Genomic DNA, 26,675 nt, shown 5'->3' on the forward strand with positions numbered 1-26,675 from the left:
GGTCACGAGCAGCCGATAGACGGCGTAGCGCGAGTCGGGGCGATGCAGCGAGGCCACCGTGGGTCAGCCGGAGGCTCGGCGGGCCTCAGGGCCTCTCGAGCGTGACGAAGGCGTAGGGCAGGCCGCTGGCCGAGACGTGCGACTCGCGGGCGGTCTCGCGCCACGACACGTCGAAGCGCGGCGCCCAGGCGTCGCCTTCGTAGTCGCGGCCGATCTCGGTGACCAGCGCGCGTCGCGCGAGCGGCTCGGCCTCGGCATAGATCTGTGCGCCGCCGATCACCCAGACCTCGGGCAGTTGCTCGTCTTCGCAGCGGATCAAGGCCTCGCGCAGGCTGCCGGCGGCTTCGGCGCCTTCAGCCTTCCAATCCTCCTGGCGCGTGATCACGATGTTGCGGCGGCCCGGCAGCGGGCGGAAGCGCAGCGGCAGCGAGTCCCAGGTCTTGCGGCCCATGATCACCGGCGCACCGGCGGTCTGCTGCTTGAAGTGCGCCATGTCCTCGGGCAGATGCCAGGGCATCGTGCCATCGCGGCCGATCACGCCGTTGGCGGCGCGCGCGAGGATCAGGTTGATGCGGGTCATGGTTCAGACCGCCACGGGCGCCTTGATGGCCGGGTGATGCTGGTAGTCGACGACCTCGAAATCCTCGTACGCGTAGTCGAAGATCGAGGCCGGGCGGCGCTTGATGAGCAGCGTCGGGTAAGGATAGGGCGTGCGGCTCAGCTGCAGCGCCACCTGCTCCGCATGGTTGCTGTAGATGTGGCAGTCGCCGCCGGTCCAGATGAAGTCGCCCACGTCCAGGTCGCACTGCTGCGCGATCATGTGCGTGAGCAGCGCGTAGCTCGCAATGTTGAAGGGCACGCCGAGAAAGATGTCGGCGCTGCGCTGGTAGAGCTGGCAGCTGAGCTTGCCGCGCCCGCCTTCGGTCTGCGGCGGCGCAACGTAGAACTGGAAGAAGGCATGGCAGGGCATCAGGGCCATCTTGGAGAGCTCGGCCACGTTCCATGCGCTCACGATGATGCGGCGCGAATCCGGGTTGGTCTTGAGCGTGTCGATGACCTGCTGGATCTGGTCGATGTGGCCGCCGTCCGGCGTCGGCCAGCTGCGCCATTGCACGCCGTAGACCGGGCCCAGGTCGCCGTCCTCGCGCGCCCATTCGTCCCAGATGGTGACGCCGCGCTCCTTCAGCCAGTTGTTGTTGCTGGAGCCGGTCAGGAACCACAGCAGTTCCTGGATGATGGACTTGAGGTGCACCTTCTTCGTGGTGACCAGCGGAAAGCCTTCGTTCAGGTCGAAGCGCATCTGGTGGCCGAACACGCTCTTGGTGCCGGTGCCCGTGCGGTCGCTCTTGCGCACGCCGTGGGTATCGACGTGGCGCATGAAGTCTTCGTATTGGGAGCGGACAGGGCGGTTCATGCGTCGATTTTCTCCATCCGGATCACCCGGCCCGGATTCAGGATGTTCTGCGGGTCCAGCCCGCGCTTGATGGCGCGCATCATGTCGAGCGCCACGGGCGACTTGTGCTTCTCGAGCTTGTCGATCTTGAGCGAACCGACGCCGTGCTCGGCCGAGAAGGAGCCGTCGAACTTCTCGACCGCGTCGTAGACCAGCGTGTTGATGCGCTCTTCGTGGTCGCGCAGGAAGGCGCCGTTGTCGCCGCCGGCCGGCGCCTGCACGTTGTAGTGCAGGTTGCCGTCGCCGAGGTGGCCGAAGTTCACCAGCCGCACGCCGGGGATCTCGCGTTCGAGCAGCGCGTCGGTCTCGGCCACGAAGGCGGGGATGCGCGACACCGGAATCGAGATGTCGTGCTTGATGTTGAGCCCTTCCTCGGCCTGCGCCAGCGGAATGCTTTCGCGGATGTGCCAGAGCTGGTGTGCCTGCGTGAGGTTCTCGGCCACCACCGCGTCGCCGACGCAGCCGGCCTCGAAGGCGGTTTCGAGCAGCGCTTCGAAGCGTCCGCGGGCATGCTCTTCGGATTCGCTGTCCGAGTTCTCCAGCAGCACGCAGTAGGGCGCCGCCGCATCGTCGATGAAGGGCACGCGCAACTGCGGCATGTGCTTGTCGACCAGGCCGAGCGCGAACTTGCCCATGACCTCGAAGCCCGTGAGCTCGGAGCCCAGGTGCTTGTGCGCGAGGCCCAGCAGCGCCACCGCATCGTCGAGCGAAGGCACGGCGGCCCAGGCGGTGAGCCGCGCGGCCGGCAGCGGGTAGAGCTTCAGCGTCGCGGCCGTGATGATGCCCAGCGTGCCCTCGCTGCCGATCATCAGGTCGCGCAGGTCGTAGCCGGTGTTGTCCTTGCGCAGGCCGCTGGTGCCTTCCCAGATGGCGCCTTGCGGCGTGACGACTTCGAGGCCGAGGCACAGCTCGCGCGCGTTGCCGTAGCGCAGCACCTGCGTGCCGCCTGCGTTGGTCGCCAGGTTGCCGCCGATGGTGCAGCTGCCTTCGGCGGCCAGGCTCAGCGGGAACAGGAAGCCGGCCTTTTCGGCGGTCTCCTGCAGGGTCTGCAGCACGCAGCCGGCATCCACCGTCATCGTGAGGTTGGCGGCGTCGATGCCGCGGATCGCGTTCATGCGCTGCAGGCTCAGCAACACCTGGGTGCCGCTCTCGTCCGGGATCGAGCCGACCGCCAGGCCGGTGTTGCCGCCCTGCGGCACGATGGCGGTGCCGGCGGCCGCGCAGGCCTTGACCACCTCGGCGACCTGCTGCGTGCTGGCGGGCCGCGCCACGGCGAGCGCCTTGCCGCGCGAGCGCTTTCGCCAATCCTGCTCGTAAGCGCTGAGGTCGCCCTCGGTCAGCACATGGGCCGCGCCGACGATGGCGCGCAGTTGGTCGATCAGCGATGCGCTCATTGGATAACCTCCGTGCTCCGCACTGCGGTGCGAGCCCCTTCGGGCTGCCGGGCGGGGCTCATGGCGCGGCTCCTTCCAGTTGGCGGGCCCGCGCCGCATGGCGCAGGCGAAGACGAACGTGCCAGGCGCAGGCGACGAAGAGCGCCAGGCACAGCGCCACCTCGATCAGCGCAAGCACCTGGCTCGTGCCGTCGATGTCGCTCCAGGCGCGCACCACGCCTTCGGTGAAATAGAGCCAGACCATCAGGCTGACCCAGCGGTAGGTGTACATGCGGTTCTTGAGCAGGCCCGCGAGCGGCACCACCAGCGGCAGCACCTTGAGCGCCAGCCAGGAGCCGCCCGGGCGCAGCGGCGCCAGCCACATCTCCCAGGCCAAGCCGAGCACGATCAGGCCGACCAGGCTGCCGACGGCGAGCCAGCGCGAGGCGGCGACGGAAGAAGAGGGCAGCGGCGAGGTTGTCTTCATAGTGGGGACACCGCGGAACCGGCTTCGCCGGGCCGCTGGTGTCGCCCCCGGCGAGGGGGTTGGCGCAGCGACACGAAGTGCGCGGAGACTGGGGGAGTGTTCAACTCCTATGATACCGGCCATGAATCGCCGGCAACTCTGGAGGGATCTTTCGAACTTTCCCTGGGGCAACACCGCCGCGGTGCTGGGCGAGCGTTTCCGCGAAGACCGGCTGGGCCTTACGGCCAGCAGCCTGACCTTCACCACCACCATCGCGATGGTGCCCTTCTTCACCGTGGCGCTGGCGCTGTTCACGGTGTTCCCGATGTTCTCGGCCATGCAGGGGCGCGTGCAGCGGTGGCTGATCGAGAGCCTGATTCCGGACAACATCGCACGCCAGGTGTTGGGCTACCTCAACCAGTTCGCGAGCAAGGCCAGCGGCCTCGGCGTCGCCGGCCTGGTGCTGCTGCTGGTGACCGCCATCGCGCTGATCCTCACGATGGACAAGACGCTCAACAACATCTGGCGCGTGCGCACGCCCCGGCCCTTCGCGCAGCGGGTGCTGATCTACTGGGCCGCGATCACGCTCGGGCCGCTGGTGCTGGCCCTGAGCCTGAGCACCACCGCCTACGTCTTCTCGGTCTCGCGCGACGTGGTGGGCCGCGGCATGCTCAAGCTGGTGTTCGACACCTTCGAATTCGTTCTGCTCGCAGGCGGCATGGCCTCGCTCTACCACTACGTGCCCAACACCCATGTGAAATGGGTGCATGCCTGGGCCGGCGGCGTCTTCGTGGCCGCCGCGATCGAGATCGCCAAGCGCGTCCTGGCCTATTACCTGAGCCTGGTGCCGACCTATTCGGTGCTCTACGGCGCCTTCGCGACGGTGCCGATCCTGCTGGTGTGGATCTATGTGGCCTGGGTCATCGTGCTGCTGGGCGCGGTGATCGCGGCCTACCTGCCCAGCCTGCTGACCGGCGTCGCGCGACGCGGCGGCACGCCCGGCTGGCGGCTCCAGCTCGCGGTGGAAATCCTGCAGCAGCTGGCGCGCGCGCAGACGACGCCGTCCAAGGGGCTGGGCGCGGCCGAGCTGGTGATACGCATGAAGGTCGACGCCCTGCAGCTCGCGCCGGTGCTGGAAACGCTGGTCGCGCTCGACTGGATCGGGCCGCTGGCCGAGGAGCCGGACAACGAGGATCCGCGCTACGTGCTGCTTGCAGACGCCCGCAGCACGCGGCTCGAGCCCTTGCTCAAGGAACTGCTGATGCCGCAGGCGCCGGCCCTCGATACCCTGTGGCACAAAGGTCCCTTGCGCACGCTGGTGCTGCAGGATGTGCTTCCCTATCGATAATGGCGGCGGCTTCCGCTCAACCTGATCCATTCAACCTTGAACGATTCGACCATTCCCGCGAAACTCGATGTGGCCGACGACGCCCTGTGGGTCGTTTGCCTGTGCGCCGAATGGTGCGGCGCCTGCCGCGAGTACCGGCCGCTGTTCGAGCAGGTGGCGCGCGCGCATCCGCAGTTCCGCTTCGCATGGGTCGACATCGAAGACCACGCAGACCTGGCCGACGACTTCGACGTCGAGACCTTCCCGACCATCCTGGTGGCGGGCGAATCCGGCACCCGCTTCCTCGGCCCGCTGCTGCCGCACGCCGAAACGCTTGCGCGCATGCTCGGCGCGCTGCAGCCGGCGCAGGCCTCGGTCGCCGAGGTGGCCACGCTGTTGCGCGCGCTGGCCCGCGAGCCCGATACCTTCTCAATCGGCTAGCGCCATGAACGTCCTGCTCTTCGGCGCGACCGGCATGGTGGGCCGGGGCGTGTTGCGCGAATGCCTGCTCGATGCCGGCGTGTCGCGGGTGCTGAGCGTCGGGCGCAGCGCGACGGGGCAGACCCATCCGAAGCTGCGCGAGCTGATCGTGCCGGACCTCTTCGACTACAGCGCCGTGCGCGAACAGCTCTCGGGCTTCGACGCCTGCTTCTTCTGCCTCGGCGTCTCGTCCGCGGGCATGAGCGAAGAGGCCTACCGACACGTCACCTACGAGCTCACGCTGGCCGCCGCCAAGGTGCTGGTGCGGCTCAATCCGCAGATGACCTTCGTCTATGTGTCCGGCGCCGGCACCGACAGCAGCGAGCGCGGCTCCAGCATGTGGGCGCGCGTCAAGGGTGCGACCGAAAACGCGCTGATGCGCCTGCCCTTCAAGGCGGCCTACATGTTCCGCCCCGGCTTCATCCAGCCCTTGCACGGCGTGCGTTCCAAGGTGGCGCTCTACCGGTGGGTCTACGTGCTGGCCAGCCCCTTCTTCGGCCTGTTGCGGCGCCTGGCGCCGCGCTACGTGACCACCAGCGAACAGGTGGGGCGCGCGATGCTGGCCGTCGCCAGGCGCGGCGCGCCGACGCCGCTGGTCGAAACCGCGGACATCAACGCGCTGCGCTGAGAAAGTCCCGCAGCGCAAACAGCACCTCGTCCGGCGCTTCCGACATCAGCTGGTGGCCGGCCCTGACCGTGAGCACCTGGGCGGCCCCGGATGCTTTGGCGATCAGTGCACGGGTCGCGCGCGCCGGCGTCATCTGGTCGGCATCGCCGAGCAGGAACAGGATCGGGCACTGCACGGCCGCGATCGCCGCTTCGCCGTTCGCATAGTCGTTGCAGGCCTTGAAGCCGATGTGGAACACATTGACCTCGCGGTTGCTCGCCAGCACGCGCCGCATCAGCGCGCGCGAGCCGCCGTAGACCCAGGTGCCCGGGCCCAGCGAGGACGGCGGCGGCGCCAGCAGCGAATGCGAGAAGGTGTTGACCATGTCGATCGCGCGCTGCGGATCGTTCAGTGCAGCGTCGAGCAGCGCCGGCGACACGGTCATCGGATAAGCGGTGCCGACCAGCGCCAGGTGCGTGACCCGCTGCGGCGCGCGAGCGGCCGCTTCGAGCGCGATGAGCGAGCCGAAGCTGTGGCCGACCAGCGCCGCCTTGCCGATGCCGGCTGCATCGAGCAGCGCGACGACGAACTGCGCCGCCTCTTCGACGCTCGCAGGCGGCGGGCCCTCGCTCCTGCAATGGCCGGGCAGATCCACCGCCAGCACGTTCCAGCCGTGGTTGGCGAACCAGCGGGTTTGCAGTATCCACACGCTGTGGTCGTTGAGCACGCCGTGGATGAACACCACGCTGGGCTTGGCGGCATCGAAAGCCTTGCCGCCCGTGTAGCAATAGCTGCGATGACCGTTGACGACGAGATCCATCAGACACCTGCCTTCTCTGCGGCCTTCAGGGCGCGCTTCAGATCGTCGATCAGGTCTGCCGGATCCTCGAGCCCGATCGACAGCCGAATCGTTCCCTGCGAGATGCCCGCGCCGGCCAGCGCCTCGTCGGTCATGCGGAAGTGCGTGGTGCTCGCCGGATGGATCACCAGGCTGCGGCAATCGCCCACGTTCGCGAGATGGCTGAAGAGCTTCAGCGCCTCGATGAACTTCTTGCCCTGCTCGCGGTTGCCCTTGAGGTCGAAGCTGAAGACCGCGCCGGCGCCCTTGGCACCGTGGCGCAGCAGCTTGCCCGCCAGCGCGTGGCTCGGATGCGATTCGAGCAGCGGGTGTCCCACGTGGGCCACGAAGGGATGCGCCGCCAGGAATTCGACCACCTTCTGCGTGTTGTCGATGTGGCGTTCCATGCGCAGCGGCAGCGTCTCGATGCCCTGCAGGATCAGCCAGGCCGTGTGCGGGCTCATCGAGGCGCCGAAGTCGCGCAGCCCTTCGCGCCGCGCGCGCAAGAGGAAGGCGCCGACCGTGCTCTCCTCGCTGAAGACCATGTTGTGGAAGCCGTCGTAGGCCTGCGTCAGCTCGGCGAATTTCCCCGTGCCGCCGCCGGCGGCGCTTCCTGCTGCGCGTTCCCAGTCGAAGTGGCCGGAGTCGACCACCACGCCGCCGATCACCGTGCCGTGGCCCGAGAGGAACTTGGTGGCCGAGTGGTAGACCAGGTCGGCGCCCCAGTCGAAGGGCTTGATCAGGTAGGGCGAGGTCAGCGTGGAATCGACCAGGAGCGGCACGCCGGCTGCATGCGCGATCTCGCTCACGGCCGGGATGTCGAGCACGTCGAGGCCCGGGTTGCCCACGGTCTCGCCGAACAGCAGCTTGGTCTCCGGCCGGATCGCTGCGCGCCAGCCGTCGAGGTCGCCCGGCTTCACGAAGGTGGTCTGGATGCCGAATCGCCGCATCGTGTAGTGCAGAAGGTTCTGCGAGCCGCCGTAGAGCGCGGTGCTCGCGACGATGTGCGAGTCCGCGCCCATCAGCGTCGCGATCGAGAGGTGCAGCGCGGCCTGGCCGCTGGCGGTCGCGATCGCGCCGATGCCGCCTTCGAGCGCGGCCACGCGCTGTTCGAGCACCGCGTTGGTCGGGTTGCTGATGCGCGAGTACACATGGCCCGCGCGCTCGAGGTTGAAGAGCGCGGCCGCATGGTCGCTCGACTCGAAGACGAAGGAGGTGGTGAGGTGGATCGGCACTGCGCGCGCGCCGGTGGCGGGATCGGGCGCGGCGCCGGCGTGCAGCGCCAGGGTGTCGAAGCCGGGGTCGGAATAGCCGGGCATGGGAGCCTTTCGATGGTCGTTTCTGCAATGCCCGCTGCGCGCGCAATGCCTGCGACGCCGACGTGGGCCTGTGGACGGGCGGTCATTGTGGGCTATATTCAAATCGGCACGCCGCCGAGCAAGCGAGGAGCAACACGATGAAAGTCAGCGACATCCTGCGCGTGAAGGGCAACACGCTCTACACCGTCACGCCCGATGAACCTCTGTCCGACGCGGTCAACACCATGGCTGACAAGGACATCGGCTCGCTGGTGGTCATGGAGCATGGCGACCTGGTGGGCATGCTCACCTTCCGCGAAGTGATCCTGGCCATCGTCGGCAACGGCGGCCAGGTCGGCGGCACGCTGGTGCGCAAGGCCATGGACGACCATCCCGTCACCTGCACCCTCGAAACCGACCTCGACGAGATCCGCCGCATCATGCTCGAGCGCCATGCGCGCTACATGCCGGTCATGGACAAGCGCATGCTGATGGGCGTGATCAGCTTCTACGACGTCGCCAAGGCCGTGGTCGACAGCCAGAACTTCGAGAACAAGATGCTCAAGGCCTATATCCGCGATTGGCCGGCTGAGGACGAGTCCTCGTAGGCCTCACTCCTTCGACGCGGAGTTTTGCGGGTCGACTCCGGCCTCGCTCGCCGCGCGCACGGCCGTCACCATGCAGTAGTCGAAGTCGCGCCAGAACAGGCCCAGCGCGAGGGCGCAATAGCTCGCGACGATGTGCTTGCGGCGCCAGGGCGAGAGGCGGCCGCGCGCCTTCCAGAGCTCGACCAGCGTGAAGCGCGTCGCCAGCACGGGAATGTGCAGCGCGCTCGGTGCCACGCGCCAGCGCAGCGACTTCACTTCGACGTGCGCGAAGCCGTGGCTCTGGAGCGTTGCGGTGAAGTCGTCGCGCGTGGCCAGCGTGGGCACGGCCCAGCTGTCGGCCCATAGCCGGTGCAGCCAGCCGGCGACGCGGCCGGGCCGGCGGCGCAGCAGAAAGCCGTCGATCACCACCAGCCGCGCACCGGGCTTGAGCAGGCGCGCGGCTTCGGCGACGAAGTCGGCCTTGGCGGCGCCGCTCGCATAGCACGCGCTCTCGACCGCCCAGGCGCCGTCTGCCTGCGCGGTGGGCAGCCCGGTGCGGGTGTAGTCGGCCTCGACATGCGCCACGCGGTCGGTCACGCCGGCGCCGGCATCTAGCCGGGCCGCGATCGTGTTCTGCACCGCGACGTTGGTCACCGTCACCGCATAGAGCTTGGGGTGCTCCATGGCCAGCGTCCGCGCGGTGGCGCCAGCGCCGCAACCGAGGTCGACCACGCAGGCCGGCCGCGCGGCGTCGAGCTGGAGCGCGCGGCCCACGGCGCGGTTCATCTCGACCAGCATGCCCTCGCGCCGCAACGGGTTGAGTCCCGCGCGCCAGAAGCCGAAGTGCATGTTGTAGCCCGGGCTCCATGCGCGGTAGTCGTCGGCGACCTCGGTGAAGTAGTCCTGGGTGTCGCTCGGCCTCACGGGTGCATGCGAGGGCGCGGCAGGTGCCGGCAGCGCGATGCGTTGCGGGACGGTGTCGCTCATGAAGTGCTTTCCTGAAGTTGATTCACAAGGTGCCGGCGAAATCGCGCAGGTCGCGCGGCTCGGTGCCTAGCCAGCCGCGCAGCGGCGCATTGCTTGCGACGTTGTCGAGCTCGAGCATCATGCGGGTGTCGGTGCACCACGGCAGGCCGGGTACGAAGTCGCCGGCGCGCGAACTCAGCACGCCCACCCACGCAGGCAGGCGCAGCACGCGGGCCGGCTTCGGCGCACCGCCGCGCCGCGCGTGGCGCAAGGTGGCGATCAGCTCGGCCAGCGTCATCGCGCGTGCGCCGCCGAACTCCACCACGCCGCGGGATGGCGAGGCAGGATCGGCCAGCACGGCGACCGCGCGTGCCAGATCCTCGACGTAGACCGGCTGCAACCTGGCGGCGAGCGCGGACGCCGGCATCGCGAGCACAGGCAACGCGGCGAGCGTGCGGAACAACTTCGTCGCATCGCCGCCCTGGCCGAGCACGACCGAGGGCCGCAGCGCAATCCACGACGGACCGTTGGCGGGCAGGGCTTGCAGCGCGGCTTCAGCAGCGCGCTTGGTGCGTGCGTACTGCGTCGGGTTGTCGCTGTCGTCGCGGCCGATGCCCAGCGCCGAGATCTGGACGATGCGGCGCACGCCGGCCTGCGCGCAGGCCTGGAAGAGCGCGCCCGGCGTGTCGGTGTGCGCTGCCTGCATCGGCCGTCGTGCACTGTCGCGCAGCACGCCGACGGCGTTGATCACCGTGTCGAAGCCCGCCAGGCGCGGCAGCCAAGTCGCGGCATCGGTGTCGCGCGAATAGTCGATCGGCAGATGAGGCAGGTCATTGCGCAGGCGCGTCGCGCTGCCGCAGGTCACGCGGTGCCCCGCCTGCAGCACCGCGGCGGCGATACGGCTGCCGATGAAACCGTTGGCGCCGCAGACGAGGACGTTCAATGAGGTAACCATGGTCTTGCTCCGGCTCTAAGTTTTCTCGATATTTCAGTCAAAACAGAAATGAAAGCTCAAAAAAAAGCTCAAAGCATGGGCAGGCTCGCGTGGTGTGCATCCGGATCGTCCTGGCCGCGGCTCGCATCGCCGCGTACGAACTTCTGCACGCTGGCCCCCAGCGTCAGTACCTTGTCGAGCGTGCCGGGCGAGAGCCGCAGCATCTCGTCGGCCCAGGTGCCCAACTTGGCCATGAGTTCCATGGTGGAACGGATGCGGTCCTGCGCATCCGCCGGCTCCTTGGCGAAGTCGGGGCTGGCGATGATCTCGCGCAGCACCCGCACGGTGGGATCGAACTCGCGCTCCTTGCGCTCGCGCACCACGGTGCGGAACAGCTCCCATACATCGACGCTGGTCTCGAAGTAGTCGCGCCGGTCGCCCAGCACATGGGTCACGCGCACCAGGTTCCAGGCCTGCAGTTCCTTCAGGCTGTTGCTCACGTTGGAGCGGGCGACGTTGAGCGTCTCCGAAAGCTCCTCCGCATGCAGCGGCTTGCCGTGCGCGAAGAGCAGGGCGTGGATCTGCGACACGGTGCGGTTAACGCCCCACAGGGAGCCCATCTCGCCCCAATGGAGCACGAACTTGCGCTGGATGTCGGTCAGTTGCATGGTGTGGCCTTGCGATCGAGTTTATGGTTTCCGTAATTTCTGTCAAGAAAGAAATGTAAGTCTGCTGCAGCCTCGAGCGAATGGTGAAATACTGTATGTTCATACAGTTTCAGGAGGCTTTCACCATGGCCGATGTTTTCATTCCCGTCCATGCTCTCAAGGGCCGAGGCGCGGCCACCCGCTTGCCGCACCGCTTCGAGCGCGACGTGCGCGACGCCTACGACGACGGCTGGGGCACGCTCGAAGACGGCGCCGACGAGCCGCTGCCGCCGCTTCAGACCGAGGTGCGTTTCGAAGACGTGAAGTCGGTGCTCAACGAGAACGATTCGCCCGACATCCACTTCGACCGATCGATCAATCCGTATCGCGGCTGCGAGCACGGATGCATCTATTGCTTTGCGCGGCCCACGCACAGCTATCTGAACCTCTCGCCGGGGTTGGACTTCGAGACCAAGCTGATCGCAAAGCGCAACATCGCGGAGGTGCTGCGCGCCGAACTCGGCCGCAAGAGCTACCGGCCCAGCCACGTCGCGATCGGCACCGCCACTGACTGCTACCAGCCGATCGAGCGCGAGCTGCGCCTCACGCGTTCGGTGATCGAGCTGTTGAAGGAAACGCGCCATCCCTTCGGCCTGGTCACCAAGTCGAGCGCGGTCGAGCGCGACCTCGACCTGATTGCGCCGATGGCGGCCGAGCATCTAGCCGCGGTGTACGTGACCATCACCTCGCTCGACGGCGAGCTGGCGCGCAAGCTGGAGCCGCGCGCCGCCGCGCCGCACCGCCGGCTGCGCACGGTGCGCACGCTGGCCGAGGCCGGCGTGCCGGTGGGCGTGAGCGTGGCGCCGCAGATCCCCTTCGTCACCGAAGACATGGAGCAGGTGCTCGAAGCCGCCTGGGAGGCAGGCGCGCGCAGCGCCTTCTACACGGTGATCCGATTGCCCTGGGAGGTGGCGCCATTGTTCAAGCAGTGGCTCGAGCTGCACTACCCGCAGCGCGCGGGCCGCATCATGGCGCGCATCCACGAGATGCGCGGCGGCAAGGACTACGACGCCGACTTCGGCACCCGCATGACCGGCACCGGCCTGTGGGCCGACCTGATCCGCCAGCGCTTCGAGAAGGCGGCGAAGCGCCTCGGCTTCAACCGCGAGCGCATCGCGCTCGATCTAAGCGCGTTCCGGCCACCCGGCGCAGCGGGACAGGGCAGTCTGTTCTAGCATCGGCGTCGGTCGTAGAGACGGCGAGACAATAGGTCCGATGCAGCAGCTTTACTTTCCTCAATCCATAGACATGCCCTGCCGGCTCGTGGTGATGGGCGTTTCGGGCTGCGGCAAGTCCAGCCTGGGCGCCGCGCTGGCCCGCGAGTTGGCGCTGCCGCTGATCGAAGGCGACGATTTCCACCCGCCCGCAAACGTGAGCAAGATGCGCGCCGGCATCGCGCTCACCGATGCCGACCGCATCGGATGGCTGGCGGCGCTGGGCCGCGAGCTTGCCGGCCACCACGCAGGCGCGGTGCTGACCTGCTCGGCGCTCAAGCGCGACTACCGCGAGCGGCTCCGGGCCGCGGCGCCGGGGCTGCGCTTCGTGTTCATGGAGCTGTCGCGCGAGGAGGCCGAACGCCGCGTCGCGGCGCGCGCTGCCGAGCACATGTTCCCGCCCAGCCTGGTGGCCAACCAGTTCGCGACCCTCGAATCGCCCATCGGGGAGCCGGGCGTGCTGGCCGTCGAGGCGTCGGCGCCGATGGACCGGCTCTTGGAGCAGGTCCGGGCCTGGCTGCAGCAGGATCAGCGCGCCGGCGGCGTGAGCCCCATCGCCTCGTAAACGCGGATCGCCGCATAGGCATCGTTGGCTGCGTAGCGCAGCTGCGCATCGCTCAGCTGCTTGTGCGCCCAGTTCGAGGTGGTGGCCTTGCGCGACTTCACGAAGCGGCGGTCGAACACTAGCGCCACGGCCGTCTTCACGCCGACCGATTTGCGGTAGCCGCGGCGGCGGAACTCGGTGTCGATGTCGAACACCGCCTGCGGCTCGACGCCGAAGCGCTGCCGGATCAGGCTCAGGTCGGAGGAGAGGCCGAAGCCGACCTTGACCAGTTCGATCGACGCCAGCAGGTTGGCCAGGACATCGTGGAATTCGCTGCGATGCAGCTGGAACAGCCACGCCGCATCGCGCGTCGCGAACTGCAGCACGTGCGGGCCGCCCGAGACCTCGAATTTCGCGAAGGTCGGCTTGGATTCGGTATCGAAGCCGACCACGCCGCTGGCCAGCAGCGCTGCCATTGCTTGCTCGGCCTTCTGCGGCGTGTCGACCACGTGGATCTGCTGCAGGCCGAGGCCTTCGAAGACCTCGAGCAGCGCGATCTGCTCGCGTTCGGGCAGCGGGGGTGGCATTCCGGTCATGATGCTTTCGATCGTTTCTTTGGCGCGGTGCCGGATCGCAAGGCGGCTTCCCAGGCGCGCCGGGCCCACAGCGCGGCTTCGTCGCGGTCGTCGAAGACCTCGGCCGGTGCTTCCCGGTAGGACATCTGCATGGTCTTACCCTGCCTCGTGTACTCGAATGCCGGCAATCGCAGCCGGTCGAAATGCGCGGCGCTTTGCGGGTCTGTCTTGAGGTAGAGCGTGTCGCGCGCCACCAGTCCGAACATGCGCCCCTCGTGGTAGATGCCGTGGCCGCCGAACATGCGCCTGGCTTCGATGCGGCCGAAGCGCTCGAAGACCTCGTGCAGGCTCCGAACGAACTCGCTCAAGCCAATGCCCCGGCATGGTGGCGCAGGTGGTCCGCCATGAAGCTCTGGATGAAGTAGTAGCCATGGTCGTAGCCGGCATGGCGGCGCAGCGTGAGCGGCTGTCCCGCCGCGCGACAGGCGGCCTCGAACAGGTGCGGATGCAATTGCTCGGCGAGGAATTTGTCGGCCAGTCCCTGGTCGACCAGAATGCCGGCCGGATAGGGCGGCGCCGTCTGCGACTGCATTAGTGCGCAGGCGTCGTGCGCGAGCCAGGCGCTGCGGTCGGCGCCGAGGTAGCCGCCGAAGGCCTTCTCGCCCCACGGGCACTGCGTCGGCGCGCAGATCGGCGCGAGGGCCGAGAGCGACTTGAAGCGCCCCGGATGCCGCAGCGCCAGCGTGAGCGCGCCGTGGCCGCCCATCGAGTGGCCGAAGAGGCCGATGCGGCGGCCGTCGATGGGCAGGGCTTGCGCGAGCAGCGGCAGCAGCTCGTGGACCAGGTAGCTTTCCATGCGCCAGTGCTGGGCCCACGGCGCTTCGGTGGCGTCGAGGTAGAAGCCGGCGGCTATGCCGAAGTCCCAGCTTGCGCTCGCCCCGGGAAGGCTCTCGACGGCGGAGCCGCGCGGGCTGGTGTCGGGTGCGATCAGCGCCAGGCCCAGCTCGGCCGCCAGGCGCTGCGCGCCGGCCTTGGCCATGAAGGTTTCCTCGTTGCAGGTGAGGCCTGCGAGGTACATGAGGGCCGGCACCGGGCCTTGTTGCGCCTCGCTCGGCAGGAACACCGAGAAGCGCATCGGCAGGCCGATTTCGCGCGAGGCGTGCTCGTGAAAGCTTTGCATGCCGCCGAAGCAGCGGTGTTCGGAGAGGGTCTTCAGGCTGTCGGTCATCCGCCGATGTTGCCATGCACGAGATCGCGCACGGCATCGACGAAGGCCTGCGGTTTTTCCTGCGGCAGGTTGTGGCCCGCGCCCTGCACGACGCGGTGCTCGTGCCGGCCGATGAAATGATGGCCGTGGTCGGCCGTGCCGCCGACCGGCATCACGCCGTCGTCCGTGCCGTCGAAGGTGATGCTCGGCACGCTGATGTCCGGCTGCTCCGCGAGCCGGGCTTGGAAAGCCGCGTACGCCGGATCGCCGGGCACCAGCCCATGGCGATGGCGGTAGGAGTGGATCACGATGTCGACGAAGTCGGGGTTGTCGAAGGCCGCCGCGCTGCGCTCGTAGGTGGCGTCGTCGAACTGCCAGATTGGCGACCACATACGCCACAGCAGCTTGCACAACGCGCGCCGGTTCTGCGTCAGGCCGGTTCGGCCGCGTTCGGCGTGGAAGTAGTACTGGTACCAGTACCGGGCCTCGTTCTCCGGCGCAATGGGCTGCTTTGCAGCCGCGATGTTGTGGATCTTGTAGCTGTTGACCGAGATCAGGCCGGTGCAGCGCTCGGGCCACAGCGCCGCGGCCACGCAGGCCGCGGTTCCGCCCCAGTCGTAGCCGGCGAGCACCGCGCGCGGGATGGCCAGCGCATCGAGCAGATCCCGCACGTCGGCGCCGATCGCGGCCTGCTCGCCCGAGCGCGGCGTACCGGCGTCTGTGAACTGGGTCGGGCCGAAGCCGCGCAGGTAGGGCACGACGACGCGGCAGCCTTCGGCCGCGAGCTGCGGCGCCACCTCGACGTAGGACTGCACGTCGTAGGGAAAGCCGTGCAGCAGCAGCACGGGCGGACCATCGGCCGGACCGCTTTCGTGGAAGGCGACCTTGAGTACGCCGGCCTGCACGCGGCGCAGGCTGCCCAGAGCGTTTTCATTCATAGAGCACCACGCCTCGGATCGACTCGCCGCGCTTCATCAACTCGAAGCCCTTGTTGATGTCTTCCAGCGGCATCGTGTGGGTGATCAGGTCGTCGATGTTGATCTTGTTCTCCATGTACCAGTCGACGATCTTCGGCACGTCGGTGCGCCCGCGCGCCCCGCCGAAGGCCGAGCCTTCCCACTTGCGGCCGGTGACGAGCTGGAAGGGACGCGTGCTGATCTCGGCACCGGCCTCGGCCACGCCGATGATGATGCTGCGGCCCCAGCCCTTGTGCGTGCACTCGAGCGCCTGACGCATCACCTTCGTGTTGCCGATGCACTCGAAGCTGTAGTCGGCGCCACCGTCGGTCAACTGCACGATGGCGTCGACCACGTTCTCGGTGTTCTTCGGGTTGATGAAGTGCGTCATGCCGAACTTCCGCGCCATGGCTTCGCGCGCCGGGTTCAGGTCGACGCCGATGATCTTGTCGGCGCCCACCATCTTCGCGCCCTGGATCACGTTGAGACCGATGCCGCCGAGGCCGAATACCACCACGTTGGCGCCGGCTTCCACCTTGGCGGTGAAGATCACCGCGCCGATGCCTGTGGTCACGCCGCAGCCGATGTAGCAGACCTTGTCGAAGGGCGCGTCCTCGCGGATCTTGGCCAGCGAGATCTCGGGCGCCACCGTGTAGTTGCTGAAGGTCGAGGTGCCCATGTAGTGGAAGATGGGCTTGCCGTCCAGGCTGAAGCGGCTGGTGGCGTCGGGCATCAGGCCCTTGCCCTGGGTGCCGCGGATCAGCTGGCACAGGTTGGTCTTGCGCGAAAGGCAGAACTTGCACTGGCGGCATTCGGGCGTGTAGAGCGGGATGACGTGGTCGCCTTTCTTGAGCGTCGTGACGCCGGGGCCGACGTCGACCACGATGCCCGCGCCTTCATGGCCGAGGATGGCCGGAAAGATGCCTTCGGGATCGGCGCCCGAGAGCGTGTAGTAGTCGGTATGGCAGATGCCGGTGGCCTTGATCTCGACCAGCACCTCGCCGAACTTCGGGCCTTCGAGGTCGACGGTTTCGATCGAAAGAGGAGCGGCGGATTTCCAGGCGACGGCGGCTTTGGTTTTCATGGAGAGGGCAGGAAGTGGAGAAGCGCGGAGGACGGTCCCCGCGCGTCACTTTATGCCATAGAAGCCGGCCGCGTTCGTGCCCCATACCTGCTCTTGTTCGGACGGTGGGAGGGCTTTGAGCAATTCCCTGGAAACGGCTTGCCATTGCAAGTAGTCGCCTGCCAGCTCGAGCACGGGCCAGTCGCTTCCCCACATCAGGCGCGAGGGGCCGAAGCAGGCCAGCAGGTGATCGACATAAGGACGCAATGCGTCGGCATCCCAGCCCGGCCCGGCCTCCGTGGCGAGGCCCGAGAGCTTGCAGTGCACCTGCGTCTCCTTGCCGAAACGTGCCATCTGCGCGGCCCAGGGCTCGAAGGCTCGACCCGCGATGTCGGGCTTGGCGCCATGGTCGACGACCATGCGCAAATCGGGGTGTTGGAGTGCGAAAGCCAGTGCGGCGTCGAGTTGCTGCGGCTTGATCAGGAGGTCCAGGCCGAGGTCGAGTTCGATCATCGTCTCGATGGCAGGCCGCAACCGCGTGCCGAGAATCCAGTCCGGATCGGCGATGTCCTGCAGCATCGGACGCAAGCCCTTCAGCAGCGGCTGCTGCGCGAGCCTGCGGATGTGCTGCGGCGCGTCGGCCGCGGCCAGATCGGTCCAGCCGACGACCGCGCGCACCCGGCTGGCGGGATGTGCGGCCAGAGCCAGCAGCCGCCAGGTTTCCGATTCGCTCGGCGCGGCCTGGACCAGCACCGTGCCGTCGATGCCCGCGCGCTCCAGCAGCGGTGCGAGGTCCTCGGGCGAGAAGTCGCGATGGATCGCGTGCAGCGCGGGCGTGTCCTGAAGCCAGCCATAGTCCTGGTGCGCGAGCGACCAGTAGTGCTGATGGGCGTCGATGCGGATCGCCGCCATGGCTCAGTGTCCCCTGGCCAGCGCGTCCCACAGTGCCGCGGGAATGGGCGCCCGGCTGTGCGCCACGCTCTGCGCGATCTCCGCAGGGCTGCGCGCACCGACCACCACGGCGGCCGCGCAGGGGCAGGCCAGCGCGAACTGCAGCGCCGCGGCCGGCAGCGCAACGCCGAAGCCTGCGCAGATGCCGGCGAGGCGCTCGACCCGCTCGCGCACGGCCGGTGGCGCAGGCCCGTAGTCGAAGTGCGCGTTCGACGTGGCGCCGCTCGCGAGGATGCCGGAGTTGAAGACGCCGGCAAGGATCAGGCGGACCCTTCGCGCGACGCACAGCGGAACCAGTTCGCGTGTGGCGGAGACGTCGAGCAGGGTGTAGCGGCCGGCCAGCATCATGCAATCGAAGTCGCCCGCGGCCAGCGCATCGCGGCACGCCTCCCACTCGTTCACGCCGATGCCGATCGCGCCGAGGACGCCCTCGGTGCGCAGGCGGTCCAGCGCGCGATAGGCGCCGTCCATCGCTTCGCTGAAGCGTTGGGGCTGCCGCTCGCCATGAGTGTGGCGGTCGATGTCGTGGATGAAGGCGATGTCGATGCGCGCCAGACCCAAACGCTCAAGGCTTTCTTCGATCGATCGCATCGCGCCGTCGAAGCTGTAGTCGAAGTGCGGCGCGAACGGGAGGCCTTGCACATAGCCGTCGCGCTCCTCCGGCGCGGCCGGGTCGGGACGCAGCAGGCGGCCGACCTTGGTCGAGAGCACGAAGCTGTCGCGCGGCTTCTTCCCGAGCACGCGGCCCAGGCGCAGTTCGCTGAGTCCGTGGCCGTAGAGCGGGGCGGTGTCGAAGTAGCGCAGGCCCTGGCGCCAGGCCTCCTCGATGGTGCGCCCGGCGCTCTCGTCGTCGAGTGGCGCATAGAGATTGCCCAGCGGTGCGCCACCCAGTCCCAGGCGCAGCGGACCGGCGAGTCGCTCGAGCAGGCTGTCGTTCATGCCGGCATTCTCGGCGGTAGCTGCCCTGGCGAACACCTGCTACAAACGGGCCATGAAAAAGATCCTCGTTCTCAATGGCCCCAATCTCAACCTGCTCGGAACGCGCGAGCCCGCGCAGTACGGCCACGAAACCCTGGCCGATGTCGAGCGCATGTGCCAGGAGGCGGGCGCGAAGCTCGGCGTCGAGATCGAGTGCCGCCAATCGAATCACGAAGGCCAGCTGATCGACTGGATCCACGAGGCGGGCCGGGAGGTTGCCGCCGGCCGCATGCTCGGCGTCGTGATGAACCCGGGCGCTTACACCCACACCTCGATTGCGCTGCACGATGCGATCAAGGGCGCGAGCGTGCCGCTGGTCGAACTGCACATCTCCAACGTGCATGCGCGCGAGGAGTTCCGCCATCGCTCCTACATCTCGCCGGCGGCACGCGGCATCATCGTCGGCTTCGGCGTCAAGGGCTATCCGCTCGCGATCGAAGCGCTGGTGCGCGTGAGCGACTCGGCGTAGCCCCGCGGCGAAGTTCAGGGAATCCGGCTGCCGTAGCGGATGCGCTTGAGGGCGCCGTTCTCGAACAGCAATAGTGTGACGAACTGACCGGACCCCGGTTTGTAGGTCCACTCTTCGACCGGCTCGCATGCGTTTTGATTGATGATCACGTTGCCTCCTCCGGCGGTCGGCGCGACCAACGGCTGCGTGCTCGCGTCGGGCTTCTTGCAGAAGCTGTCCTTGAAAATCGGCTCACCGCATTTCTGCAGGATCGCGAACTTCGAGTCGCCCATCTGCGCGAAATCGCGATTGCAATTGAGCGTCTGGGCGCTCGCGGGCACGCTCATGTACAGCGTGGCGGCGACCGAGAAGACGCGTGCAAGAGTTTTTATTGGCATTGCGGGTCTCCGGAGGGACGATGATAGCCGGCGGCGCCAGTCATACGATATCGTATCGCTCCCCTTCCCGGAGATGCCATGGAGATCAGTTCGGACCAGCCCGTCATCCCTGCCGGCACTGCGCGCATGAGCGCGGAGCGCCCCGGACTGTTCGCCGGCGCCGACGGCACGCTGCGCTGCCGCTGGTGCGAATCCACGCCGGCTTACCAGCACTACCACGACAAGGAATGGGGCTTCCCCGTCACGGACGATCGACGCCTGTTCGAGAAGCTGTGCCTCGAAGGATTCCAGGCCGGGCTGAGTTGGCTCACCATCCTCAACAAGCGCGAAGCCTTCCGGCGCGCCTTTGCCGACTTCGATGCCGAGCGCGTCGCGCGCTTCGGCCCCAAGGATGTGGAACGGCTGCTCGGCGATGCAGGCATCGTGCGGCATCGCGGCAAGATCGAGTCGACCATCAACAATGCGCAGCGCGTACTGGAGCTGCGTGAGGAATTCGGTTCGCTGGCGGCCTACGCGTGGGGCTTCGAACCTGACCTCGCATCGCGGCCGCCCCGCATCACGCATGCCGCCCTGCAGACCATGAGCACTTCGCCCGAATCGGTGGCGATGTCGAAGGACCTGAAGAAGAGAGGCTGGAGCTTCGTCGGCCCGACGACGGTCTACGCCTTCATGCAGGCCATGGGCTTGGTCAACGACCATGTCGAGGATTGTCACGCGCGTGAACTCGCGCTGGCGGCACGCGCGAAGCTTCGCCTGCCGCGCTAGGGCCTGTATTTGCGGGGATCGCGTTGCCCAGCCAAGGGGCTGGATGCAAGGCGCCCGTGCGCCGCAAGGCTTGCGCCTTGCAAGCGCGGGCAACGCCGCTACTAGGTCGCCTGCGGCCCGGCCACCTTGCGGTGGTTCACTCGGCCCTGGCTGTCGACGCTCTCGAGATGCACGTCGAAGCCCCACAGGCGGGCGACGTGCTTGAGCACCTCCTGTGCATCGTCGTGCAACGGGCGGTCGTTGTGCTGGGTGTGGCGCAGCGTGAGCGCGCGGTCGCCGCGCAGGTTGACGCTCCAGACCTGGATGTTCGGCTCGCGGTGGTTGAGGTCGTACTGGCGCGACAGCGATTCGCGCAGCTGGCGGTAGCCGCTGTCGTCGTGAATGGCCGATACCTCGAGCTCGGGGTCGTCCTCCTTGTCGCGGATCGCGAAAAAGCGAAAGTCGCGCATCAGCTTGGGCGAGAGGAACTGGCCGACGAAACTCTCGTCCTTGAAATTGCGCATCGCGTAATCCAGCGAAGTCAGCCACGGCGAGCCGGCCATGTCGGGGAACCAGCGCTTGTCTTCCTCGGTCGGGTTTTCGCAGATGCGCCGCAGGTCGGTGTACATCGCAAACCCCAGCGCATAGGGATTGATGCCGCTGTAGGCGCGGTGGCCGACCGGCGGCTGGAACACCACGTTGGTGTGCGACTGAAGCCACTCCATCATGAAACCGTCGGCCAAAAGGCCTTCGTCGTAGAGCGTATTGAGCAAGGTGTAGTGCCAGAAGGTGGCCCAGCCCTCGTTCATGACCTGGGTCTGGCGCTGCGGATAGAAGTACTGCCCAATTTTGCGCACGATACGCACCACTTCACGTTGCCAAGGGTCCAACAATGGTGCATTTTTCTCGATGAAGTAGAGCAGGTTCTCCTGCGGTTCGGACGGAAAGCGCTTGGAGGCCTCCTCGTCTTCTGCGCTGCGCCCGCTCTTGCGCGGGAGGGTACGCCAGAGGTCGTTGACCTGCTGCTGGAGATGGTGCTCGCGCTCCTCGCGGCGTGCCTGTTCCTGGTTCAGCGACAGCTTCTGCGGGCGGCGGTAGCGGTCCACGCCATGGTTCATCAGCGCATGGCAGGAGTCGAGCAGGTCTTCGACGGCGGCCACGCCGTGGCGCTCTTCGCATTCGCTGATGTAGTTCCTCGCGTAGACCAGGTAGTCGATGATGGACGAGGCGTCCGTCCACATCTTGAAGAGGTAGTTGCCCTTGAAGAAGCTGTTGTGGCCGTAGGCGGCATGGGCGATCACCAGGGCCTGCATGGCCATGGTGTTCTCTTCCATCAGGTAGGCGATACAGGGGTCGGAATTGATGACGATCTCGTAGGCCAGGCCCATGTGGCCGCGGCGGTAGTTCTTCTCGGTGGCGATGAACTGCTTGCCGTAGGACCAGTGGCGGTAGATGACCGGCATGCCCACCGAGGCGTAGGCATCCATCATCTGCTCGGCCGTGATGATCTCGAGCTGGTTGGCGTAGGTGTCGAGCTTGTAGCCGCGCGCCACGCGCGCGATCTCGCCGTGATAGCGCTCGATCAGTTCGAAGGTCCAGTCCGAGGGGCTGGGCAGGGGCTCTCGTTTCCTTGCGTTCACGCCGGCACACCCTCTTTCTTGAACAGGTCGCGGAACACCGGGTAGATGTCCTGCGCGTCGGCGACCTTGCGCATCGCGAAATTCTTGTGGGAGCCGACCAGCTGGCTGTATTCCTCCCACATGTTCTGCTCGGCATCTGCGACCTGCACGTAGGCGTAGTAGCGCACCAGCGGCAGCAGATGGTCGGTCAGCAGCTCGCGGCAGCGGCCGCTGTCCTGGTGCCAATTGTCGCCGTCGCTGGCCTGCGCCCCGTAGATGTTCCATTCGCTGCTCGGAAAACGCGCACGGATGATCTCGTGCATCAACGTCAGCGCGCTGGAAACCACGGTACCGCCGGTCTCGGTGGCATGGAAGAACTCCTCTTCGCTCACCTCGCTGGCCTGGGTGTGGTGGCGGATGAAGACCAGTTCGATCTTCTCGTAATGCCGGGTCAGGAACAGGTACAGCAGCATGAAGAAGCGCTTGGACATGTCCTTGCGCGCCTCGTCCATCGATCCCGACACGTCCATCAAACAGAACATCACCGCCTTGGCCGAGGGCACCGGCACCCTGACGCGGTTGCGGTAGCGCAGGTCGATCGGATCCAGGTAGGGTATGTGCTTGGCCTTGGCGCGAAGCTCCTCGAGCTGGGCCTCGGTTTCGCGGATCTCGCGCTGCACCAGCGCATCCGCCACGCGCGGGCTGCGCTTGAGATGCAGCAGGTGCGCCTCGAGTTCGCGGAGCTCGCGCCGCGGGGCGCCGCCGAGCGCGATGCGCCGCGCCAGCGCGCCGCGCATGGAGCGCACGACGTGCAGGTTGGTGGGCATGCCGTCGCTGGTGAAGCCGGCGCGGTGGCTCTTCCATTCCGGCACCTCGGCCAGTTGGGTACGGATCAGGTGGGGCAGGGCGAGGTCTTCGAAGAAGACCCGCATGAACTCTTCCTTGGTGAGGCGGAAGACGAAGTCGTCTTCGCCGCCTTCGCCATCGCCGGCCTGCGAGCCGCTGCCCGCGCCGCCGCCGCCCTGCTGCGGCCGCTCGATGCGGTCGCCCTTGACGTACTCGCGATTGCCCGGATGTACGTACTCGCGGTCGCCGCCCTGGCCATGGCCGAACACCGGTTCGGAGACATCGCGCTTGGGCAAGGTGATGTCCTCGCCCTGCTCGAGATCGCGAATGCTGCGGCCGCTGACGGCGCGCCGCACGGCTTCGCCGATTTGCTCGCGATAGCGCCGCAGGAAACGCTCGCGGTTGCCGATGGACTTGTTCTTCCCCGACAGACGGCGGTCGATGATCTGCTGCAGCATGGCCACGGCAGGAACTCCTTCAGGGCCTGTTAACACATGAATCACCCCCGCGCCGGGGCGGCAAGGGGTGCAGGGCTAGGCGCGGGCCGCAGCCCATGCCGGCCGCCTGGGCAAGGACCGCAACGACGCCATGCGCCCCTTGCCGCCCCGGCCCTTCGGGTGGGGCCCCAGAGAGGGCCCACTCGTCGTTGCCAATGCTCACTGGGTGTGCAACCCAGTTCCGCTTGGCGCCTAGATTGGGCCCTCTCTGGGGCCCCACGCGTGGGTGATTCATGTGATAACAGGCCCCCGCTCATCATGAGCTCTTGCGAACGCGCAGATACCACTCGCACAACAGGCGGACCTGCTTGGCGGTGTAGCCCTTCTGCACCATGCGATTGACGAAATCCTCGTGCTTCTTCAGCTCGTCGGCGCTGCTCTTGGCATTGAAGCTGATGACGGGCAGAAGCTCCTCGGTGTTGGAGAACATCTTCTTCTCGATCACCGTGCGCAGCTTCTCGTAGCTGGTCCACAAGGGGTTCTTGCCCGCGTTGCCGGCGCGCGCGCGCAGCACGAAGTTGACGATCTCGTTGCGGAAGTCCTTGGGATTGCTGATGCCCGCGGGCTTTTCGATCTTCTCGAGCTCGGCATTGAGCGAGCCGCGGTCGAAGACTTCGCCGGTGTCCTGGTCGCGGTACTCCTGGTCCTGGATCCAGTAGTCGGCGTAGGTGACGTAGCGGTCGAAGATGTTCTGGCCGTACTCTGAGTAGCTCTCGAGATAGGCGGTCTGGATCTCCTTGCCGATGAACTCCGCATAGCGCGGCGCCATCAGCTCCTTGATGTAGGAAAGGTACTTCTGCTCGGTCTCGGGCGCGAACTGCTCGCGCTCGATCTGCTGCTCGAGCACGTACATGAGGTGCACCGGATTGGCGGCGACCTCGCTGCTGTCGAAGTTGAAGACCTTGGAGATGATCTTGAAAGCGAAGCGTGTCGACACGCCGCTCATGCCCTCGTCGACGCCAGCGTAGTCGCGGTACTCCTGGATCGACTTGGCCTTCGGGTCGGTGTCCTTGAGGTTGTCGCCGTCGTAGACCTGCATCTTGCTGAAGATGCTCGAGTTCTCCGGCTCCTTGAGCCGCGTCAGCACCGAGAACTGGGCCATCATGCGCATCGTTCCGGGAGCGCAGGGCGCCAGCGAGAGCGAGGAGTTGCGCACCAGCTTCTCGTAGATCTTGATCTCTTCGGAGACGCGCAGGCAGTACGGCACCTTGACGATGTAGATGCGGTCGAGGAAAGCCTCGTTGTTCTTGTTGTTGCGGAAGGCCTTCCATTCGCTTTCGTTGCTGTGGGCCAGCACGATGCCGTCGAACGGAATGGCGCCGAAGCCTTCGGTGCCCTTGAAGTTGCCTTCCTGCGTGGCGGTCAGCAGCGGATGCAGCACCTTGATGGGTGCCTTGAACATCTCGACGAATTCCAGCAGGCCCTGGTTGGCCAGGCACAGGCCGCCGGAGTAGGCGTAGGCGTCGGGGTCATCCTGCGCAAAGGTCTCGAGCTTGCGGATGTCGATCTTGCCGACCAGCGAGGAGATGTCCTGGTTGTTCTCGTCGCCCGGCTCGGTCTTGGCCACGGCGATCTGCCGCAGCACCGATGGGTAACGCTTGACGATCTGGAACTGACGGATGTCGCCGCCGTACTCCTCGAGCCGCTTCACGGCCCAGGGCGACAGGATGCGCTGGAGGTAGCGGCGCGGAATGCCGTACTCCTTCTCGAGGATCTCGCCGTCTTCCGCGGCGTCGAAGAGACCGAGCGGCGACTCGTTGACCGGCGATCCCTTGATCGAATAGAAGGGCACCTGCTCCATCAGTTGCTTCAAGCGCTCCGCGATCGAGCTCTTGCCCCCGCCGACGGGGCCGAGCAGGTAGAGGATCTGTTTCTTCTCTTCCAGGCCCTGTGCGGCGTGCCGGAAGTACGAAACCACCTGCTCGATTGCATCTTCCATGCCATAGAACTCCCTGAACGCAGGGTAGATCTTGATGACCTTGTTGGCGAAGATGCGTGACAGACGCGGGTCGTTGCGCGTGTCGACGAGTTCGGGTTCCCCGATCGCCTGCAGCATGCGCTCGGCGGCCGTGGCGTAAGCCCCGGGCTCGCGCTTGCAGATCTCCAGATATTCCTGCAGGGACAGGACCTCTTCGCGGGTCCGCTCGTAGCGGGCGGCGAAGTTACTGACGACATCCATAGACACCTCCATCGAGTCAGCGGGGCGCTGCCCGGAGTTTCCGTGCTGCACACGTTGCATCGTTCGCAGGAATGGTGCCAGGTATGGTGTGCACGCTTCGGATTCACTCCTCAAGCAGGAACTTGGTCAAAGCATAGAACAAAGAGCGCGTCGAGCAAATTGCTTTTCAAATAAGAATTGGCGCGTTGTTTAAAAGTTCCAACGCGGAACCGGAAGCAATAGTCAGAACGATCGAAAAATGTGTGACGCACGAAGTCGGCCGGCGCAGGCTCTTCGTCCATCGTGCACGCACGTTCTTTCTCATGCCTTGAAACACAGTCGGGACACAACGTCCTACCTTTGGTTATAGGCTACGCGCGACACGAACGCATCAGTAGTAGGCCGGTTGCTCGAACGGCCGCGAGGAAAAACTGCCAGCCGCTACTCGACCTTGCCGATCTTCCGGACGGCCTCGGTCATCATGGCGGCATCGGCACTCCAGTACGACTGGAACTCGGGCGCGTCGAGGTAGGCGATGGGACTGCCCGCCTTCTCGATGACCTGCACCACTGCCGGGTCTGTTGCCGCCTTCGCCGACGCCGCGCGCAGCCGCCTCACGATCTCGTCCGGCGTCGCGGCGGGAACGAAAAGCCCCGACCACTGCGCGAACTTCACCTTGAACCCCGACTGCTCGAGGCTCGGTACCTCGGGCAGCGCAACCAGCGGGCGCTCGCCCCAGTGCGCGAGCGCGCGCAGCTTGCCGGCCTTGATCTGCTGGACCACGGTCGACGGCCCGCTCGCGAGCGCATCGACCTGCCCCGCGAGCAGCGCGACCACCGCCGGCCCCGCGCCGGTGTAGGGGATGTGGGTCATGCGGAAACCGGCGGCGCTCTTCAGCATCTCCATCGGCACATGCATCGTGCCGTAGTTGCCGGAGCTGCCGTAGTTGTAAGCGCCGGGCTTGGTGCGCGCGTCGGCGATGAACTCCGCCAGCGTTTTCCACGGCGCGTCCGCGCGCACGACCAGGACCGTGGGATCGGCGGTGAAGCGCGCGATCGGCTTGAACTGGTTCATCTGGTAGGCGGGCTTGCGCTCGAGAATGGCGTCGGCCTCCGGCAGGATGGAGATCGAGGACAGGCTCAGCAGCACGGTGTAGCCGTCGGCCGGTGCGCGGGCCGCGAAGCCGATGCCTACCGCGCCGCCCGCGCCGGCCTTGTTCTCGACGATCACGGATTGTTTCAGCTCGCGCGACAAGGCCTCGGCCACGGGCCGTGCGACCGTGTCTGCAACGCCGCCCGGCGGGAACGGAACGACCATCGTGATCGGCTTGTCTGGCCAGCCCGTTTGCGCGACCGCCGCCGTGACCGTGGCGCAGCAGGCGGCCGCGAGGAATACGGCGCGCAGCAGCGCGTGCGGATATACATGCATGAGCTTGTCTCCA

29 protein-coding genes are annotated in these 26,675 nt (G+C 66.8%); 8 read left to right on the forward strand and 21 right to left on the reverse strand.

The window, feature by feature from the left end:
- Nucleotides 1-85: 85 nt before the first annotated feature.
- The 4 genes from EJI01_RS07000 to EJI01_RS07015 are packed head-to-tail and all read right to left on the reverse strand — an operon-like array spanning nucleotide 86 to nucleotide 3,313.
- Nucleotides 86-580, reverse strand: coding sequence for a dihydrofolate reductase (locus EJI01_RS07000; RefSeq protein WP_126836393.1), 495 nt, complete (start codon nucleotides 578-580; stop codon nucleotides 86-88).
- A gap of 3 nt (nucleotides 581-583) precedes the next feature.
- Nucleotides 584-1,414 (reverse strand): thymidylate synthase, encoded by an 831-nt coding sequence (locus EJI01_RS07005; RefSeq protein WP_126836394.1) that lies wholly within the window; start codon nucleotides 1,412-1,414, stop codon nucleotides 584-586.
- Nucleotides 1,411-2,847 (reverse strand): FAD-binding oxidoreductase, encoded by a 1,437-nt coding sequence (locus tag EJI01_RS07010; RefSeq protein ID WP_126836395.1) that lies wholly within the window; start codon nucleotides 2,845-2,847, stop codon nucleotides 1,411-1,413. The genes EJI01_RS07005 and EJI01_RS07010 overlap by 4 nt, the downstream gene beginning before the upstream one ends.
- A gap of 58 nt (nucleotides 2,848-2,905) precedes the next feature.
- Nucleotides 2,906-3,313, reverse strand: coding sequence for a DUF2069 domain-containing protein (locus EJI01_RS07015; protein WP_126836396.1), 408 nt, complete (start codon nucleotides 3,311-3,313; stop codon nucleotides 2,906-2,908).
- Between the two features lie 109 nt (nucleotides 3,314-3,422).
- Here EJI01_RS07015 and EJI01_RS07020 point away from each other — a divergent pair, with 109 nt between their 5' ends.
- From EJI01_RS07020 to EJI01_RS07030, 3 genes are read left to right on the forward strand one after another with little or no spacing between them, the layout of a single operon-like run.
- On the forward strand, nucleotides 3,423-4,640 hold the full coding sequence (locus EJI01_RS07020; protein WP_126836397.1) for a YihY family inner membrane protein: 1,218 nt from the start codon (nucleotides 3,423-3,425) through the stop codon (nucleotides 4,638-4,640).
- A gap of 36 nt (nucleotides 4,641-4,676) precedes the next feature.
- Complete coding sequence (locus EJI01_RS07025; protein WP_126836398.1) at nucleotides 4,677-5,060, forward strand: thioredoxin family protein; 384 nt, start codon at nucleotides 4,677-4,679, stop codon at nucleotides 5,058-5,060.
- A gap of 4 nt (nucleotides 5,061-5,064) precedes the next feature.
- A complete protein-coding gene (locus EJI01_RS07030) occupies nucleotides 5,065-5,727 on the forward strand; it encodes an NAD-dependent epimerase/dehydratase family protein (protein ID WP_126836399.1) in 663 nt (220 codons plus the stop codon).
- Here the strand turns inward: EJI01_RS07030 and EJI01_RS07035 are convergent.
- Together EJI01_RS07035 and EJI01_RS07040 are read right to left on the reverse strand one after the other, a co-directional pair.
- The gene (locus EJI01_RS07035) at nucleotides 5,711-6,526 is read right to left on the reverse strand and encodes an alpha/beta fold hydrolase (RefSeq protein ID WP_126836400.1); all 816 of its coding nucleotides are present in this window, start codon (nucleotides 6,524-6,526) and stop codon (nucleotides 5,711-5,713) included. The two genes, EJI01_RS07030 and EJI01_RS07035, sit on opposite strands and share 17 nt — an antisense overlap.
- Nucleotides 6,526-7,863: an O-acetylhomoserine aminocarboxypropyltransferase gene (locus EJI01_RS07040; RefSeq protein ID WP_126836401.1), complete on the reverse strand. Its 1,338-nt coding sequence runs from the start codon at nucleotides 7,861-7,863 to the stop codon at nucleotides 6,526-6,528. Before EJI01_RS07040 ends, EJI01_RS07035 begins: the two co-directional genes overlap by 1 nt.
- A 137-nt stretch (nucleotides 7,864-8,000) precedes the next feature.
- Between EJI01_RS07040 and EJI01_RS07045 the strand changes: the two genes are divergently transcribed.
- Complete coding sequence (locus EJI01_RS07045) at nucleotides 8,001-8,450, forward strand: CBS domain-containing protein (protein ID WP_126836402.1); 450 nt, start codon at nucleotides 8,001-8,003, stop codon at nucleotides 8,448-8,450.
- Between the two features lie 3 nt (nucleotides 8,451-8,453).
- Here the strand turns inward: EJI01_RS07045 and EJI01_RS07050 are convergent, their stop codons facing one another.
- The 3 genes from EJI01_RS07050 to EJI01_RS07060 form a co-directional block, all read right to left on the reverse strand.
- Nucleotides 8,454-9,416, reverse strand: a complete 963-nt coding sequence (locus EJI01_RS07050; protein ID WP_126836403.1) for an SAM-dependent methyltransferase — start codon at nucleotides 9,414-9,416, stop codon at nucleotides 8,454-8,456.
- 22 nt (nucleotides 9,417-9,438) lie between these two features.
- A complete protein-coding gene (locus EJI01_RS07055; RefSeq protein ID WP_260602362.1) occupies nucleotides 9,439-10,350 on the reverse strand; it encodes an NAD-dependent epimerase/dehydratase family protein in 912 nt (303 codons plus the stop codon).
- 68 nt (nucleotides 10,351-10,418) lie between these two features.
- On the reverse strand, nucleotides 10,419-10,997 hold the full coding sequence (locus tag EJI01_RS07060) for a GbsR/MarR family transcriptional regulator (protein ID WP_126836404.1): 579 nt from the start codon (nucleotides 10,995-10,997) through the stop codon (nucleotides 10,419-10,421).
- A gap of 125 nt (nucleotides 10,998-11,122) precedes the next feature.
- On the opposite strand from EJI01_RS07060, the gene EJI01_RS07065 reads away from it, so the two are divergent.
- Nucleotides 11,123-12,211, forward strand: coding sequence for a PA0069 family radical SAM protein (locus EJI01_RS07065; RefSeq protein ID WP_126836405.1), 1,089 nt, complete (start codon nucleotides 11,123-11,125; stop codon nucleotides 12,209-12,211).
- Between the two features lie 73 nt (nucleotides 12,212-12,284).
- Complete coding sequence (locus EJI01_RS07070) at nucleotides 12,285-12,815, forward strand: gluconokinase (protein ID WP_260602363.1); 531 nt, start codon at nucleotides 12,285-12,287, stop codon at nucleotides 12,813-12,815.
- Here the strand turns inward: EJI01_RS07070 and EJI01_RS07075 are convergent.
- From EJI01_RS07075 to EJI01_RS07105, 7 genes are read right to left on the reverse strand one after another with little or no spacing between them, the layout of a single operon-like run.
- Nucleotides 12,779-13,390 carry a 3'-5' exonuclease gene (locus EJI01_RS07075; RefSeq protein ID WP_126836406.1) on the reverse strand — a complete coding sequence of 204 codons (612 nt, stop codon included), beginning with the start codon at nucleotides 13,388-13,390 and terminating at the stop codon, nucleotides 12,779-12,781. The two genes, EJI01_RS07070 and EJI01_RS07075, sit on opposite strands and share 37 nt — an antisense overlap.
- Complete coding sequence (locus tag EJI01_RS07080) at nucleotides 13,387-13,737, reverse strand: TfoX/Sxy family protein (protein ID WP_126836407.1); 351 nt, start codon at nucleotides 13,735-13,737, stop codon at nucleotides 13,387-13,389. Before EJI01_RS07080 ends, EJI01_RS07075 begins: the two co-directional genes overlap by 4 nt.
- Entirely contained in the window at nucleotides 13,734-14,597 is an 864-nt protein-coding gene (gene fghA / locus EJI01_RS07085) for an S-formylglutathione hydrolase (protein WP_126836408.1), read from the reverse strand. The genes EJI01_RS07080 and fghA overlap by 4 nt, the downstream gene beginning before the upstream one ends.
- A complete protein-coding gene (locus EJI01_RS07090) occupies nucleotides 14,594-15,514 on the reverse strand; it encodes an alpha/beta fold hydrolase (protein ID WP_126836409.1) in 921 nt (306 codons plus the stop codon). Before EJI01_RS07090 ends, fghA begins: the two co-directional genes overlap by 4 nt.
- Entirely contained in the window at nucleotides 15,507-16,616 is a 1,110-nt protein-coding gene (locus EJI01_RS07095) for an S-(hydroxymethyl)glutathione dehydrogenase/class III alcohol dehydrogenase (protein ID WP_126836410.1), read from the reverse strand. Before EJI01_RS07095 ends, EJI01_RS07090 begins: the two co-directional genes overlap by 8 nt.
- A gap of 45 nt (nucleotides 16,617-16,661) precedes the next feature.
- Nucleotides 16,662-17,498 carry an amidohydrolase family protein gene (locus EJI01_RS07100; protein ID WP_126836582.1) on the reverse strand — a complete coding sequence of 279 codons (837 nt, stop codon included), beginning with the start codon at nucleotides 17,496-17,498 and terminating at the stop codon, nucleotides 16,662-16,664.
- Between the two features lie 12 nt (nucleotides 17,499-17,510).
- Complete coding sequence (locus tag EJI01_RS07105) at nucleotides 17,511-18,485, reverse strand: aldo/keto reductase (RefSeq protein ID WP_126836411.1); 975 nt, start codon at nucleotides 18,483-18,485, stop codon at nucleotides 17,511-17,513.
- A 52-nt stretch (nucleotides 18,486-18,537) separates the two neighbouring features.
- Between EJI01_RS07105 and aroQ the strand changes: the two genes are divergently transcribed.
- Nucleotides 18,538-18,993, forward strand: a complete 456-nt coding sequence (aroQ, locus tag EJI01_RS07110; protein WP_126836412.1) for a type II 3-dehydroquinate dehydratase — start codon at nucleotides 18,538-18,540, stop codon at nucleotides 18,991-18,993.
- 14 nt (nucleotides 18,994-19,007) lie between these two features.
- Here the strand turns inward: aroQ and EJI01_RS07115 are convergent, their stop codons facing one another.
- On the reverse strand, nucleotides 19,008-19,319 hold the full coding sequence (locus EJI01_RS07115; RefSeq protein ID WP_185878850.1) for a DUF2845 domain-containing protein: 312 nt from the start codon (nucleotides 19,317-19,319) through the stop codon (nucleotides 19,008-19,010).
- Between the two features lie 177 nt (nucleotides 19,320-19,496).
- Between EJI01_RS07115 and EJI01_RS07120 the strand changes: the two genes are divergently transcribed.
- Nucleotides 19,497-20,135 carry a DNA-3-methyladenine glycosylase I gene (locus EJI01_RS07120; RefSeq protein WP_126836583.1) on the forward strand — a complete coding sequence of 213 codons (639 nt, stop codon included), beginning with the start codon at nucleotides 19,497-19,499 and terminating at the stop codon, nucleotides 20,133-20,135.
- 101 nt (nucleotides 20,136-20,236) lie between these two features.
- On the opposite strand, the gene EJI01_RS07125 is transcribed toward EJI01_RS07120, so the two are convergent.
- The 4 genes from EJI01_RS07125 to EJI01_RS07140 all read right to left on the reverse strand — a co-directional run bounded on the left by EJI01_RS07125 (nucleotide 20,237) and on the right by EJI01_RS07140 (nucleotide 26,662).
- Complete coding sequence (locus EJI01_RS07125) at nucleotides 20,237-21,865, reverse strand: SpoVR family protein (protein ID WP_126836584.1); 1,629 nt, start codon at nucleotides 21,863-21,865, stop codon at nucleotides 20,237-20,239.
- Nucleotides 21,751-23,043, reverse strand: coding sequence for a YeaH/YhbH family protein (locus EJI01_RS07130; RefSeq protein ID WP_126836414.1), 1,293 nt, complete (start codon nucleotides 23,041-23,043; stop codon nucleotides 21,751-21,753). The genes EJI01_RS07125 and EJI01_RS07130 overlap by 115 nt, the downstream gene beginning before the upstream one ends.
- 289 nt (nucleotides 23,044-23,332) lie before the next feature.
- Entirely contained in the window at nucleotides 23,333-25,255 is a 1,923-nt protein-coding gene (locus tag EJI01_RS07135; protein WP_093103189.1) for a PrkA family serine protein kinase, read from the reverse strand.
- 420 nt (nucleotides 25,256-25,675) lie between these two features.
- Nucleotides 25,676-26,662, reverse strand: coding sequence for a tripartite tricarboxylate transporter substrate binding protein (locus EJI01_RS07140; RefSeq protein ID WP_126836415.1), 987 nt, complete (start codon nucleotides 26,660-26,662; stop codon nucleotides 25,676-25,678).
- Nucleotides 26,663-26,675 lie beyond the last annotated feature (13 nt).

Origin of the sequence: Variovorax sp. MHTC-1, from assembly GCF_003984645.1 — a bacterium.
Lineage (GTDB): Bacteria > Pseudomonadota > Gammaproteobacteria > Burkholderiales > Burkholderiaceae_C > Variovorax.

Excerpts from the sequence above, each read along its gene's own strand:
- EJI01_RS07000 (WP_126836393.1), bottom strand. The coding sequence starts at position 580 with ATGACCCGCATCAACCTGATCCTCGCGCGCGCCGCCAACGGCGTGATC.
- EJI01_RS07005 (WP_126836394.1), bottom strand. The coding sequence starts at position 1,414 with ATGAACCGCCCTGTCCGCTCCCAATACGAAGACTTCATGCGCCACGTC.
- EJI01_RS07010 (WP_126836395.1), bottom strand. The coding sequence starts at position 2,847 with ATGAGCGCATCGCTGATCGACCAACTGCGCGCCATCGTCGGCGCGGCC.
- EJI01_RS07015 (WP_126836396.1), bottom strand. The coding sequence starts at position 3,313 with ATGAAGACAACCTCGCCGCTGCCCTCTTCTTCCGTCGCCGCCTCGCGC.
- EJI01_RS07020 (WP_126836397.1), top strand. The coding sequence starts at position 3,423 with ATGATACCGGCCATGAATCGCCGGCAACTCTGGAGGGATCTTTCGAAC.
- EJI01_RS07030 (WP_126836399.1), top strand. The coding sequence starts at position 5,065 with ATGAACGTCCTGCTCTTCGGCGCGACCGGCATGGTGGGCCGGGGCGTG.
- EJI01_RS07035 (WP_126836400.1), bottom strand. The coding sequence starts at position 6,526 with ATGGATCTCGTCGTCAACGGTCATCGCAGCTATTGCTACACGGGCGGC.
- EJI01_RS07040 (WP_126836401.1), bottom strand. The coding sequence starts at position 7,863 with ATGCCCGGCTATTCCGACCCCGGCTTCGACACCCTGGCGCTGCACGCC.
- EJI01_RS07045 (WP_126836402.1), top strand. The coding sequence starts at position 8,001 with ATGAAAGTCAGCGACATCCTGCGCGTGAAGGGCAACACGCTCTACACC.
- EJI01_RS07050 (WP_126836403.1), bottom strand. The coding sequence starts at position 9,416 with ATGAGCGACACCGTCCCGCAACGCATCGCGCTGCCGGCACCTGCCGCG.
- EJI01_RS07055 (WP_260602362.1), bottom strand. The coding sequence starts at position 10,350 with ATGGTTACCTCATTGAACGTCCTCGTCTGCGGCGCCAACGGTTTCATC.
- EJI01_RS07060 (WP_126836404.1), bottom strand. The coding sequence starts at position 10,997 with ATGCAACTGACCGACATCCAGCGCAAGTTCGTGCTCCATTGGGGCGAG.
- EJI01_RS07065 (WP_126836405.1), top strand. The coding sequence starts at position 11,123 with ATGGCCGATGTTTTCATTCCCGTCCATGCTCTCAAGGGCCGAGGCGCG.
- EJI01_RS07070 (WP_260602363.1), top strand. The coding sequence starts at position 12,285 with ATGCCCTGCCGGCTCGTGGTGATGGGCGTTTCGGGCTGCGGCAAGTCC.
- EJI01_RS07075 (WP_126836406.1), bottom strand. The coding sequence starts at position 13,390 with ATGACCGGAATGCCACCCCCGCTGCCCGAACGCGAGCAGATCGCGCTG.
- fghA (WP_126836408.1), bottom strand. The coding sequence starts at position 14,597 with ATGACCGACAGCCTGAAGACCCTCTCCGAACACCGCTGCTTCGGCGGC.
- EJI01_RS07090 (WP_126836409.1), bottom strand. The coding sequence starts at position 15,514 with ATGAATGAAAACGCTCTGGGCAGCCTGCGCCGCGTGCAGGCCGGCGTA.
- EJI01_RS07095 (WP_126836410.1), bottom strand. The coding sequence starts at position 16,616 with ATGAAAACCAAAGCCGCCGTCGCCTGGAAATCCGCCGCTCCTCTTTCG.
- EJI01_RS07105 (WP_126836411.1), bottom strand. The coding sequence starts at position 18,485 with ATGAACGACAGCCTGCTCGAGCGACTCGCCGGTCCGCTGCGCCTGGGA.
- aroQ (WP_126836412.1), top strand. The coding sequence starts at position 18,538 with ATGAAAAAGATCCTCGTTCTCAATGGCCCCAATCTCAACCTGCTCGGA.
- EJI01_RS07115 (WP_185878850.1), bottom strand. The coding sequence starts at position 19,319 with ATGAGCGTGCCCGCGAGCGCCCAGACGCTCAATTGCAATCGCGATTTC.
- EJI01_RS07120 (WP_126836583.1), top strand. The coding sequence starts at position 19,497 with ATGAGCGCGGAGCGCCCCGGACTGTTCGCCGGCGCCGACGGCACGCTG.
- EJI01_RS07135 (WP_093103189.1), bottom strand. The coding sequence starts at position 25,255 with ATGGATGTCGTCAGTAACTTCGCCGCCCGCTACGAGCGGACCCGCGAA.
- EJI01_RS07140 (WP_126836415.1), bottom strand. The coding sequence starts at position 26,662 with ATGCATGTATATCCGCACGCGCTGCTGCGCGCCGTATTCCTCGCGGCC.